The organism is Actinoplanes sp. 13, assembly GCF_056134165.1.
Window position 1 is genome coordinate 67,186 of the sequence record NZ_JBVYOQ010000038.1, and the last position, 11,389, is coordinate 78,574.

Annotated in this window: 11 protein-coding genes; 7 read left to right on the forward strand and 4 right to left on the reverse strand. The window is 72.5% G+C overall.

The genetic code is table 11. The features are described 5' to 3' along the window. Nucleotides 1–17: 17 nt before the first annotated feature. Nucleotides 18–911, forward strand: coding sequence for an alpha/beta hydrolase family protein (locus tag AC0NH5_RS39270; protein WP_474412843.1), 894 nt, complete (start codon nucleotides 18–20; stop codon nucleotides 909–911). Here the strand turns inward: AC0NH5_RS39270 and AC0NH5_RS39275 are convergent. Both AC0NH5_RS39275 and AC0NH5_RS39280 read right to left on the reverse strand, forming a co-directional pair. Continuing rightward, nucleotides 845–2,890 (reverse strand): cellulose binding domain-containing protein, encoded by a 2,046-nt coding sequence (locus AC0NH5_RS39275; RefSeq protein WP_474412845.1) that lies wholly within the window; start codon nucleotides 2,888–2,890, stop codon nucleotides 845–847. The two genes, AC0NH5_RS39270 and AC0NH5_RS39275, sit on opposite strands and share 67 nt — an antisense overlap. Before the next feature lie 61 nt (nucleotides 2,891–2,951). Next, nucleotides 2,952–3,188, reverse strand: a complete 237-nt coding sequence (locus tag AC0NH5_RS39280; protein ID WP_474412847.1) for a hypothetical protein — start codon at nucleotides 3,186–3,188, stop codon at nucleotides 2,952–2,954. 110 nt (nucleotides 3,189–3,298) lie between these two features. On the opposite strand from AC0NH5_RS39280, the gene AC0NH5_RS39285 reads away from it, so the two are divergent. Genes AC0NH5_RS39285 through AC0NH5_RS39295 form a run of 3 tightly spaced genes read left to right on the forward strand, consistent with a single transcriptional unit; the run spans nucleotide 3,299 to nucleotide 6,006 of the window. Beyond that, complete coding sequence (locus AC0NH5_RS39285) at nucleotides 3,299–4,528, forward strand: sensor histidine kinase (RefSeq protein WP_474412849.1); 1,230 nt, start codon at nucleotides 3,299–3,301, stop codon at nucleotides 4,526–4,528. Continuing rightward, nucleotides 4,516–5,163: a response regulator transcription factor gene (locus tag AC0NH5_RS39290; protein ID WP_474412851.1), complete on the forward strand. Its 648-nt coding sequence runs from the start codon at nucleotides 4,516–4,518 to the stop codon at nucleotides 5,161–5,163. Before AC0NH5_RS39285 ends, AC0NH5_RS39290 begins: the two co-directional genes overlap by 13 nt. 54 nt (nucleotides 5,164–5,217) lie before the next feature. Beyond that, nucleotides 5,218–6,006 (forward strand): helix-turn-helix transcriptional regulator, encoded by a 789-nt coding sequence (locus tag AC0NH5_RS39295; RefSeq protein WP_474412853.1) that lies wholly within the window; start codon nucleotides 5,218–5,220, stop codon nucleotides 6,004–6,006. On the opposite strand, the gene AC0NH5_RS39300 is transcribed toward AC0NH5_RS39295, so the two are convergent. Next, nucleotides 5,951–6,601, reverse strand: a complete 651-nt coding sequence (locus AC0NH5_RS39300) for a response regulator transcription factor (RefSeq protein ID WP_474412855.1) — start codon at nucleotides 6,599–6,601, stop codon at nucleotides 5,951–5,953. The genes AC0NH5_RS39295 and AC0NH5_RS39300 overlap by 56 nt on opposite strands. 143 nt (nucleotides 6,602–6,744) lie before the next feature. On the opposite strand from AC0NH5_RS39300, the gene AC0NH5_RS39305 reads away from it, so the two are divergent. Together AC0NH5_RS39305 and AC0NH5_RS39310 are read left to right on the forward strand one after the other, a co-directional pair. Further along, nucleotides 6,745–8,361: a thiol-activated cytolysin family protein gene (locus tag AC0NH5_RS39305; RefSeq protein WP_474412857.1), complete on the forward strand. Its 1,617-nt coding sequence runs from the start codon at nucleotides 6,745–6,747 to the stop codon at nucleotides 8,359–8,361. Between the two features lie 70 nt (nucleotides 8,362–8,431). Continuing rightward, on the forward strand, nucleotides 8,432–9,259 hold the full coding sequence (locus AC0NH5_RS39310; RefSeq protein ID WP_474412859.1) for an ABC transporter ATP-binding protein: 828 nt from the start codon (nucleotides 8,432–8,434) through the stop codon (nucleotides 9,257–9,259). Between the two features lie 53 nt (nucleotides 9,260–9,312). On the opposite strand, the gene AC0NH5_RS39315 is transcribed toward AC0NH5_RS39310, so the two are convergent. Next, a complete protein-coding gene (locus tag AC0NH5_RS39315) occupies nucleotides 9,313–10,713 on the reverse strand; it encodes an MFS transporter (RefSeq protein ID WP_474412861.1) in 1,401 nt (466 codons plus the stop codon). A gap of 86 nt (nucleotides 10,714–10,799) precedes the next feature. Here AC0NH5_RS39315 and AC0NH5_RS39320 point away from each other — a divergent pair. Further along, nucleotides 10,800–11,389 (forward strand): Lrp/AsnC family transcriptional regulator (locus AC0NH5_RS39320; protein WP_474412863.1); only part of this gene is annotated, 590 nt, incomplete at its 3' end.

Consider the following 11,389-nt stretch of genomic DNA (forward strand, 5'->3'; position numbering starts at 1 on the left):
TTCCTAGAGTCACGGTCATGCGGGGGATCGGTGCACTGGTGGCGGCGGGGTTACTGCTGCTCGCCGGGTGTGGCACCGCGCCCCGGGCACAAGCCGCGGCCCCGGCCACCACCCCGGCGCCCGGCCCCCGCGTCGTGTCGCGCGTCGTGCAGTTCGCCCGCGGCGCCGACCGCCCGCTGCCCACCACGCTCTGGTACCCCGCCGGCCCCGGCGGCGCCGGGATCGCGGCCGGCCGGCATCCGATCGTGGTGTTCAGCCACGGGCTCGGCGGCCTGCCCGAGCAGTTCGCGCCGCTGGCCACCGGCTGGGCGCAAGCCGGTTACGTCGTCGCGGCCCCCGCCTATCCGCACACCAACGCTCGGGTGGAGGTCGATGCCCGCGACGTGCGCCGGCAGCCCGCCGACGCGGCGTACGTGCTGCGGCAGCTCGCCACCGGTGACCTCGCGCCGCACCTGGACAGCGGCCGGGTCGCGGCCGTGGGTTTCTCGGCCGGCGGGACCACCACGTTGGGCCTGCTGCGCCGGGGCCACTCGCCGGCCCTGCGCGCGGCCGTGTCGGTGGCCGGGCGCAGGCCGCCCACCGCGTTCGCCGGGCCGGGCGCCCCGGTGTTGTTCCTGCACGGCGACAAGGATCAGGTGGTTCCGCTCGAAGCCGGCCGGGCCGCGTACGAGGCGGTGCCGTGGCCGAAGCAGTTCGTCCGGATCCCCGGCGCCGGGCACGGGCAGTACCTGAATCCCGGCCATCCGGCGTACCCGTCGGTGTCCGCCCGGATCCTGGCCTTCCTCCAGAAGCACGTTCCCGTGGGCGGGCCGCGACCGGCGAGGCCGCGGCCCTCTCCCGAGGCTTACTCGCTGGTGCAGACCGTGCCGTTGAGCGTGAACACCGTCGGCAGCACGTTCGGCCCGCTGTAGGAGCCGACGAAGCCGGCCGACGTGGACGCGCCCGCCGCCAGGCTGCCGTCGCTGGTCACCCGGACCGTGCGGCCGCTCTGCGTCCAGGTGGCGCTCCACCCGCTGCTGACGCTCTGCCATCCGGTCGGCCAGGTGAACGCGAGCGTCCACCCGTTCACGGCGGCGGCCGCGTTGTTGGTGATGTCGACCTGGCCGACGTACCCGTTGCCCCAGTCGTTGGTGTCGCGGAACTTCACCGTGCAGGCCGCGCCGGCCGGGGTGCCGGTGGTGAAGGTCAGCGGCGGCGACGCGGCGGAGAGCCGCCCGGCGCCGTCGCGGGCCAGCACGTTGATCGTGTACCGGCGGCCCGGGTCGAGGTTGCGCACGGTCAGCGAGGTGCCGGTGGTTTCGCCGAGCAGTTCGCTGATGCCGCCGTTCTGCCGGTACACCTCGTACTTGACGCCGCTCGCCGGCGCCGGCCAGGAGATTGTCGCGGTGCGGTCGGTCACAATCGCGGTGGGCCGGGCCGGTGCCTTCGGCACGGCGGTCTCGGTGCGGGCCGGGCGCAGGGTCACCACCTTGATCTCGTACGGGGCGAGTGTCTGCGTGGCTGCGCTGCCGGCCTGGGTGGTGCTGATCCCGTCGTCCCCGTTGCCGAAGCTGGCGACCGTCGCGGCGCCGGCCGCCGGCGCGAAGCCGTGGTAGTTCAGCGCCACCGTGTGCGCCGCCGCCGCATCCTTGTTGATCAGCAGCACCGCCACCTCGCCGTCGGCCCGCCGCACGGCGTGCGCGCTGACCAGTTCGTTGTCGGTGCCGGTGCCGACGAACCGGTCACCGGAGCGGGCGAAGTCGCCGACCATCGACAGGGCGTGGTACGGCGCGAACGGCGTGTTGAGCGGTGGCTGGCAGACGGTGTTGTCGGCGTTGCAGTTGCCGCTGGAGAGCAGCCCGTAGTCCTGGTAGTCGGTGTGCCCGGCCACCTCGGAGACGGTGCCCATGCCGTTGTGGACGTTCCACCAGTGCACGGTGAAGACGCCCTGGGCGAGCAGGCCGCTGTAGACGTCGGCCAGGAACAGCGCGCCCGGCTGGGTGTTGCGGCCCACCTCGACGTTCGTCTCGGTCATGCTGATGCCGATCCGGCCGGTGTGGTCGCCGGCGTACTGCGCGAGCTGCTGCCGCAGCAGCTGGACGGCGTCCGGGATGTGCGCGGTCCGGGCGAGCGTCTCGGCCGGCGTGCTGCCGCCCGGGTACCAGTGCACGTCCACGAAGTCGATGGCCGAGCCGGCCCGGGTGAGCACCTCGGCGTTCCAGCTGCCGGTGTCGCCCGGTCCGACGATGGCGTCCGGCCAGTTGCCGGGCATGGTCAGCACGGCACCGATCTTGATGGTGGGGTCGACGGCCTTCATCGCCTCGGCGTACGCGACGACGGTCGCCGCGTACTCCTTGGGGCTCTTGTCGGCGTGTTCGTCGGCCTCCCAGGCCGAGCCGTAGTGGCCGTTGCCGTAGTTCTCGTTGCCGATGGTCCAGTACGTCGCGTCGTAGTCCTTGGTGATGTTGGCGTACCGCACCCAGTCGGCCGCTTCCTGGGCGGTGCCGGTGCCGTAGTTGGCGATGATCATCGGTTCGGCACCGGTCCGTCGCGCGCCGGCCATGAACGTGTCGAAGTCGGTGTTCGGCGCGACGTAGCCGCCGGGCGCGGTGTGGTCGCGCCAGTGGTAGATGTCGGCGTAGGACCCGCCGGGGTAGCGCACCATCTTCACGCCGGCGTCGCCGAGCAGGTCGGCGACGGCCGGGGTGCCGAGTTGGGAGTCCCAGATGGCGTGGTTGACGCCGACGGCGACGTCACCGACGGTGGCGAGCCCGGCCCGGACGTCCACGTCGACGCGGGTGTCGGTGGCGGGGACGGCGGCGAGGGCGCCGGGTGGCGCCGGGGCGAGGGCGGCGATCGCCGCGAGCAGGACGGTGCTCGCGAGCGCGCGCCACGGACGGGGTTGGTGCACGACGGCCTCCTGGACTGAGGTGTGGGAGCGCTCCCATCCTCCGGCCGGGAAAAGAAGCCTGTCAATGAGTTCGGCGGTTCCGGTAGTGCTGCATGATGAGCGCGGTGGCGCAGGCCAGGGCGACCAGCCCGAACGCCGCACTGAGCAGGACGCTGAAGCCCATCGTCGAGGTGGCGGCGTTCGCGGCCAGGCTGACGATCAACAACAGCCACAGCACCGGGCGCAGTACGCCCCACGGCTCACGGTGCGAGCGGGTTTCGGTGGTGGACGGCTCGGCGATGCGGTACGGATCAGTCATGCCGGTAACGCTATGAGCCGCCAGGCCCGCGAACGATCCCGCCAGCTCGCCTCCTTGTAGTACAGCCTGCTGTACTTCGCCCGGCCGCCGCGACCTCTATCGTCTGTCGGATGCCACCGCGGATGATCCGGAGACTGCGCGTCGTCGTCGACGCGCTGGAGACCGTCGTCGGTGGCCTCGGCACCTCACTGCTCGCGCTGGCGGCGCTGCTCTGGGCGGCCTCGGTCGCGGTCGCGTGCCTGGTCGGGGTGGGCCTGCTGTTCGTGCCGACGGTCTTGCGGGCGGTCCGGGCGGTCGCCGACCGGGAACGGGCCCGGCTCACCCGCCGCGGGCCCGAGGTGATCGGGCCGCCGCCGCTGCCGGCGACCACCCGCGAGGCCGTGCGTGACCCCACGGTGCGCCGCGAGCTGGCGTGGACGGCCGTGCACGGCACGGCCGGGCTGCTGGTCGGGTTCTTCGGCCTCTCGCTGCCGCTGTACGCCGTGCAGTACGCGACCTATCCGCTCTGGTACTGGACGCTCGACCCCGCGCTGGGCGGGCCCGGCTTCATCGGCTGGCGCATCGACGGGCTCGGCGACGCCCTGGTGGTCGGCCTGATCGGGGTGGTGTTCGCGGTCGCCGCGGTGACCCTCGGCCCGGCCGTCGGGCGGCTGCAGGGGCTCCCCGGCCGGCGGCTGCTGCCACCGGCCGGCGACGTCGACCTGTCGCTGCGGGTGGCCGAGCTGACCGCCACCCGCGCCGCCGCCCTGGACGCGCACGCCGTCGAGCTGCGCCGCATCGAGCGGGCCCTGCACGACGGCACGCAGAACCGTCTGGTCGCGCTCACCGTGCTGGTCGGGGCCGCCCGCCGGGCCCGGGAACGCAACCCGGACGCGCTCGGCGACATCCTGGACCGGGCGCAGGAGGCCACCGAGCAGGCGCTGGCCGAGTTGCGCGCGGTCGTGCGCAGCATCCTGCCGCCGGTGCTCGACGACCGTGGCCTGGCCGGGGCGCTGGCCGGCCTGGCCGGCACCTGCCCGGTGCCGTGCCGGGCCGAGGTCGACGTGCCCGGCCGGTGCGCGGTGTCCGTCGAGGCCACCGCGTACTTCGTGGTGGCCGAGGCGCTGACCAACGTCGCCAAGCACAGCGGCGCGACCACGGCGTCGGTGACCGTGCGGCGCGTCGACGACCGCCTGCGCATCCTGGTCAGCGACGACGGGCGCGGCGGCGCGGACGAGGCGGGCGGCTCCGGGCTGGCCGGCATCCGCCGCCGGGTCGAGGCCTACGATGGCCGCTTCATGGTGACGAGCCCACCGGGTGGGCCGACGACGATGGACGTGGAGCTGCCGTGCGGATCGTGATCGCCGAGGACGAGCCCCTGCTGCGCGAAGGGCTGGCGCTGCTGTTGCGCGCCGAAGGGCTGGAGGTGGTCGCCACCACCGACGGGCCCGGCAAATTCCTCGCCGCGGTCGACGAGTACCGCCCGGACGTCGCCATCGTCGACGTGCGGATGCCGCCCACCCACACCGACGAGGGCATCGTGGCCGCGGTCGAGGCCCGGCGCCGGCAGCCGGGGATCGCCGTGCTGGTGCTCTCCGCCTATGTCGAGCAGGCCTTCGCCACCGACCTGCTGGCCGGCGGCGCCGCCGGGCTCGGCTATCTGCTCAAGGAGCGGGTGGGCCGGGTCGAGGAGTTCCTCGCCGCGCTGCACCGGGTGGCCGGCGGCGGTACGGCCGTCGACCCCGAGGTGGTCGGCCAGCTGCTGGCCCGCTCCCGCCCGAACAGCACGCTGACCCGGCTCAGCCCGCGCGAGCGCGACGTGCTCGCGCTGATGGCCGAGGGCCTGGGCAACACCGCGATCGCGGCGAAGCTGTTCGTCACCGAGGGCGCCGTGCACAAGCACATCCGCAGCATCTTCGCCAAGTTGGACCTGGCGCCGGACGACGCCGCGGACCGCCGGGTCACCGCCGTGCTGCGCTACCTCAAAGAGGCCTGAGAGGGATGCTCTGAAACGAGGCACTCGGCTCGCCCATCGGCAAATAATGGACAAATGGCACGTATCGCAGGGCGCGACTATCGTCAGGTGCTGGATCTCGCTGTCGCGCTGGTGGACGGCCTGCGGGCCGACGGCTACCCGACGATGATCGCCGGTCAGCTGAACGCGTGCCTGCGCGGCACCGCCACGCTGTTCATGAACGGGTTCAACCCGGCCGCCCGCACCATCGCCGGGGTCGCGTGCGCGCCCGGGGAGGTCGCCACCATCCCGTGGGCCGAACGCGCCCGCGTGTACGGCGCCCAGCATCCCCTCGCGCACGCCTTCGCCGCGCAGCGGGATCCGAGCCCGCTGACCGTCAGCGACGTCGTCGCACCCTCCGCGTGGCGAGCGACGCAGACGTACGACTCCTGCGATCAGGACCTGGACGGCGGCACCCGGCATCTGGCCATCCCGCTGCCCGCGCCGGTAGGCGTCGCGACCGCCTTCATCATCTGCCGCTCGGGGCGCGACTTCACCGACCGGGAACGTGACCTGGCCACGGCGATCCAGCCGCTGGTGATCGGTGTCGGCCGCCAGCTCGGCGAGGCCCGGCGCCTGCGCGAGTCGGCGGGCGCGCCGGAACCGGGCGCCGATTTCGGCCTGACGCCGCGCGAGCTCACCGTGCTGGCCCTGCTCGGCGACGGTCTGCCGACCGCGGCGGTCGCCCGCCGGTTGCTCATCTCGGGGCACACCGTCAACAAGCACCTGGAGAACGCGTACCGCAAGTGCGGGACGCGGGACCGACTGACTACGTTGCTGCTCCTGCGCCGCTTCGGGGTGCTGCCGCCGGCTGCGCGGCACTGACCGGCAAAATGCCGAGTTCCTGGGCGAGCAGCACGGTGTGCACGCGGTCCCGGGTGCCGAGTTTGCGATAGAGCCGCTCCAGATGTTTCTCGAACGTCCGCGCGGAGATCTCCAGGCGGCGGCCCGCGGCCGCGGCAGTGAGACCGTCAGCTGTCGCGCGGAGGACGGCGAGTTCCCGGGGCGTCAGCCGGGGGCGGTCCGGCTGGTGGACGTGGCGCCTGAGGCTGTGCAACAACGGCAGTAGGCACTGCGCCACCTCCAGGTCGCCCGCGTCGAACCGCCGGTGCGCCCGGCACACGACCAGAATGCTGTTGGCGGACGCCGGCAACGCCACGTGGTGAGCGGTGCCGCCGGAACAGGGACTTCCGCGCCACTCCCGCGCGTCTCCGGCGATGCTGCCCTCAGGAAAAGCGTCGTGGCCGGCGGGCATCCAGACGCCGGCCCGCGGCGGAGTGACGCCCTCGACATGCACACTCGCGGTGCCGCCCAGACACGCGGCGACGATCGGGGGGACAGCCGCCCAGGAAGTTCCGGCGCCGACTTGCTGAAGCAGCGTGGTGGCGCCGTCGAGCGCCCGTCGATAGCTGTCGGTCACTGCCCAGCTCCGTACGTAATCCTGCTAATAGCCCTATAAAACCACTTTTGCCAGGCTTGTTGGGGCAACCCCTGCGGACCCACGTCAAGAGAGGCGAAAGACCCATGAGATTCACACCGAGGAGTTCGCGCACGAGGGCGGTGGTGGCAGGCCTCGCGGCTCTGTCCACGCTGACCGGCGCGTCCGGCGCGAAGCCCGGTCCCGAGACCGAAGCCCTGAATCGGTACATCGTCGGGCTGCCGGCGCTCACCGCGACAACGGCCGCCGACAATCCGGCCGGGCCCACCACCACGTCGACCGCGGTGGTCGACCAGATCAGGTACCAGTGCCAGACCACGCCCAAGACACTCACCGCTGATCCGGACGACATCGTCGCGCTCAACGCCGACGCGGGCAAACTCTGGCTCGGCGCGCTGCTGCAAGGATCCGGGTACGCGGGCGGCCCCGGATCCCTCGCCGAACTCCCGGTCCGGGACCGGGCACCGCTGACGATCTTCGCCGACCTCCCCGGGAAGGACATCAGCAAGACGGTCCAGGCGCCCACCGGAGCCACCGTCCAGCAGTCGATCAACGATCTGGTGGCCGAGGCGCAGAAGGAGAACGTCCAGCCGCCCGCCGTGTACAGCTACACCAGCGACGAGGCGCAGAGCACCGAGCAGGCGCTGCTGAACGCCGGCATCTCGGTGAAGTACCTCGGGGCGAAGGCGAGCGCCGCACTGGGGATCAGCCGGACGGCCGGCCACTCGAGTCTGCTGGTCACCGTCACCCAGCGGATGTTCACCGTCAGAGTGGTGAAGCCGGCCACGCCCGCCGGGTATTTCGGCAGGACGTTCACGATCGAGGACCTGAAGGAGCAGGAGGCTGCCGGGCGCATCGGCCCCGCCAATCCGCCGGTGGTCGTCTCGCAGATCGTCTACGGTCGCAAGCTGATCTACAGCGTCACGGCCAAATCGTCGGTGGAGAAACTCAAGGCGGCCGTGTCCCTGGCGTACGACGGTGGGGCGGCGTCCGGCAACGTGCAGGTGGACGCGGAGACGCAGGCGATCCTCAATTCCGCCCGGTACGGCGTCGTTGCGGTCGGCGGTGACGAGAGCGCCGCCCGGACGTTGATCGCCACCCACAAGATCGGCGACTACCTGAAGGAGATGAACTCCCTCAGCTCGGCCGTGCCGATCTCCTACCAGGTGGACAACGTCGTCAAGGACAGCGCCGCGGCGTTCTCCGAGACGACGAACTACAACCTCACCACCTGCTCGGTCGTGCCGACGCGGAGCGTGCGGGTCGGCACCGTGGTGCGGATCGAGGGCCTGCGGGGAGACGTCAAGGGGCCGTGCCGGAGCCCCTCGCTCTACGGCGCCCTGTACCTCAACGGCCAGCCGATCTGGGAGGCCGCCGACAAGAGGCCGTACGCACGTCCGGCCGGGCTGGGCGAGTTCAGCTTCGGCACTCTCAAGCCGATGCCGGTGGGCGCTCCGCTGCCGCCGAAGTACGAAGTTACACCGCAGGCAGGCGAGTACGCCCTTCTCAACACCCCTGGATCGGACACGATCACACTCACCGGAAACGTCACTCAGAGCGTGTGGATCGGCCACCATCCGGTCAACCTCTACGACGCGAAGATCACGTACCCGGTCACCTTCGGTGAACACATCGTCGAGGGCGGCAGCCCGAACTGCAAGGTAAACCTGAAGCTCAAACTGACCCGCGTCAAGGACCTGTACGACGACGTGCCCGAGGGCCGCCGGTCCGCATCCCGGTAGCGCCTGCTGTACCCCCGTTGGCCGGGTGGCTGCATTTTCCGGGCGCTCCGGTTCGGACAGGCTTCAGGGCATGTCGATTCGCACCGAGCCCGCCGTTCGCGTCCAGGGTCTCACCCGCACCTACCCCAGCGACGGGGCGCCCGTCCGGGCGCTGGCCGGCGTCGACGCCGACTTCGCGCGGGGCACCTTCACCGCGGTGATGGGCCCGTCCGGCTCCGGCAAGAGCACGCTGCTGCAGGTTGCGGCCGGTCTCGACCGGCCCACCGGTGGTCACGTCTGGATCGCCGGGACCGAGCTGTCCCGGCTGTCCGAGACCAAGCTGACCGAGCTGCGCCGCGACCGGATCGGCTTCGTCTTCCAGGCCTTCAACCTGATCGGCGCGCTCACCGTCGAGGAGAACATCGTGCTGCCGCTGCGCCTGTCCGGCGCCCGCCCGGACCGCGACTGGCTGGCCCGGGTGGTGGAGCGGGTCGGGCTCGGTGACCGGCTGCGGCACCGGCCGTCGGCGCTCTCCGGCGGCCAGCAGCAGCGGGTGGCGATCGCCCGGGCGCTCGCCACCCGGCCGGAGGTCATCTTCTGCGACGAGCCGACCGGCGCGCTGGACACCGGCACGGCCGCCGAGGTCCTGGCCCTGCTGCGCGACGTCGTCGACGAGCACGGGCAGACCGTCATCATGGTCACCCACGATCCGGTGGCCGCGTCGTACGCGGACCGGGTGATCGTCCTCGCCGACGGCCGGATCGTGCACGACATGCCGCAGCCGGGCGCCGACCGCATCGCCGAGCACCTGGCCGCCCTCGGCCGCCGGCGCCCGGCCCAGCAGGCCCCCGCCCGGCCGAGTTCCGTGCGGCACAGCGCCGCCGAGTTCGGCGCCCTGTGCCCGGGGGCCGAGCGATGATCTTCCCCGCGATCGCCACTGATCAGGACCGGGCACGCCCAGCGTGGATCGCTTCAGGGGCGGGCAGCGGCCGGCTGCGCCGCGTCGTGGACGGTGGGATGCCGCACGAGGAGGAGCACCAGGCCCGCCCCGATCAGGGCGGTCATTCCGGCCACGGTCAGGGTGGCGTTCAGGCCGTCGGCGAAGGCCGCCGGTTGGCCCTGGCCGTCGCTCACCCGGTCCGCGAAGATCGTGCCGAAGACTGCCACGCCGAGCGCGAAGCCGAGCTGACGGAATGTGTTCAGGGCGCCGCCTGCCATGCCGCTGCGTTCGCGGGGCACCTCGCCGAGCACCGCCGACGACAGCGAGGGCAGCACGGCGCCGACACCGATGCCGGCCACGATCAGGCCGGGGATCAGCACCCCGCCGGAGCTGTTCGCGTCCAGGCGGGCCTGCAACAGGTCGCCGGCCGCGATCAGGAGCAGGCCGAGGCCGACCGTCCAGCGGGGCGCGACGCGCTGCAGGAGGCGGCCGGCGGCCGCGCCGACGACGAGGGACGCGGCCGCCATCGGCAGGGCGCCGACCAGGCCCGCGTCGACCGGGCCGTTGCCGAGCACCTGCTGGAGCCAGACCGTGGTGAACGGGAGATAGGCGAAGGCGGCGGCCTGGGTGAGGAACGCCGCCACGATCAGCGCGGTGAACGAGCGACGGCGGAACAGCGACAGGTCCAGCATCGGGTGATCGGAGCGGCGCTCGGCCACGACGAACGCGAGCAGGGCGAGCAGACCGGCCGCAAACGCGGTGACGGCCGGGGTGTCGGTCCATCCGGCTTCGCCGGCGCGGATCAGCCCGTACGTCACAGTGCCGGCCGCCACGGTGAAGCTGATCGTGCCCGGCAGGTCGAAACGGCCGGCCCGGGGCGCTGTCGACTCGGCCACCCCGCGCACCGTGAACCAGGCCGCCGCCACGCAGATCGGCAGGTTGACCAGGAAGATCCAGCGCCAGCCGAAGTACTCGGTGAGCAACCCGCCGGCGAGTGGCCCGGCGGCCGCGGCGGCGCCGTTGACCGCGCCCCAGACGCCGAACGCGACACCCCGGTCCTTGCCGTGGTACGTCACGTTGAGCAGCGCCGCGGTGGTGGCGAACATGGCCGCACCGCCGGCGCCCTGCAGGATCCGGGCGGCGATCAGCGCCTGCTCGTTCGGGGCGACCGCGCACAGCAGCGAGGAGGCGGCGAACAGGCCGATCCCGGCGAGATAGGTGCGGCGGCGGCCGTACCGGTCGGCGAGCGAGCCGGCGCCGAGCAGCAGTGCGGCCAGCGCCAGGGCGTACCCGTCGAGGACCCATTGCAGGTCGGTGTAACCGGCCTCGAACGTCGCGCCGATCGTGGGCAACGCGACGACGACGATGGTGACGTCCACCAGCAGCAGGAAGGTGCCGAGGCAGACGGCGAGCAGGGGTGACCACTTGTGCATGCGGACGAGATTGCCCCCGATCCGGCGGCGATCGTTAGGCAGCTCAACACACTTTGCGGATTTCGACGTCGACTACCGTTGCGCTGGTGGAAATCGATGATCTGGACCGGCGGATCACGCACGCGCTGCGGATCAACGGCCGAGCCGGCTATCGCGAGATCGGCACGGTGCTCGGGGTCTCCGACCAGACGGTCGCCCGGCGCTATCGCCGGTTGCGCCAGGAGGCGGGGCTGCGGGTGGTCAGCCTGCCCAACCCCATCGAGCTGGGGTACGAGAGCTGGATGCTCCGTCTCCGCGCCGCACCGGACGCCGCCCCGCAGATCGCCGGGGCTCTGGCGCACCGGCCCGACACCGGCTGGGTGTCGATCACCTCGGGCGGCACCGAGATCACCTGCAACGTCCGGGTGCCGCGGACCGCCGACCGGGAGGCACTTCTGCTGCGCAAGCTCCCGCGCACCCCGCGCCTGGCCGCGGTCAGCGCACACTGCGTGATCCACCACTACGTCGGCGGCGCCGTGGGCCCGGACCGCCGCGACGACGCCCTCACCGCGTCCCAGATCGCGGCGCTGACGCCGTCCTGGCCGGCCGCCCAACACAGCGCCGCCCAACACAGCGCCGCCCAACACAGCGCCGCCCAACACAGCGCCGCCCAACACAGCGCCGCCCAACACAGCGC

Bases quoted from the DNA above. Each gene is read 5' to 3' on its own strand.
- AC0NH5_RS39315 (WP_474412861.1), bottom strand. From the start codon at position 10,713: ATGCACAAGTGGTCACCCCTGCTCGCCGTCTGCCTCGGCACCTTCCTG.
- AC0NH5_RS39270 (WP_474412843.1), top strand. From the start codon at position 18: ATGCGGGGGATCGGTGCACTGGTGGCGGCGGGGTTACTGCTGCTCGCC.
- AC0NH5_RS39310 (WP_474412859.1), top strand. From the start codon at position 8,432: ATGTCGATTCGCACCGAGCCCGCCGTTCGCGTCCAGGGTCTCACCCGC.
- AC0NH5_RS39280 (WP_474412847.1), bottom strand. From the start codon at position 3,188: ATGACTGATCCGTACCGCATCGCCGAGCCGTCCACCACCGAAACCCGC.
- AC0NH5_RS39285 (WP_474412849.1), top strand. From the start codon at position 3,299: ATGCCACCGCGGATGATCCGGAGACTGCGCGTCGTCGTCGACGCGCTG.
- AC0NH5_RS39295 (WP_474412853.1), top strand. From the start codon at position 5,218: ATGGCACGTATCGCAGGGCGCGACTATCGTCAGGTGCTGGATCTCGCT.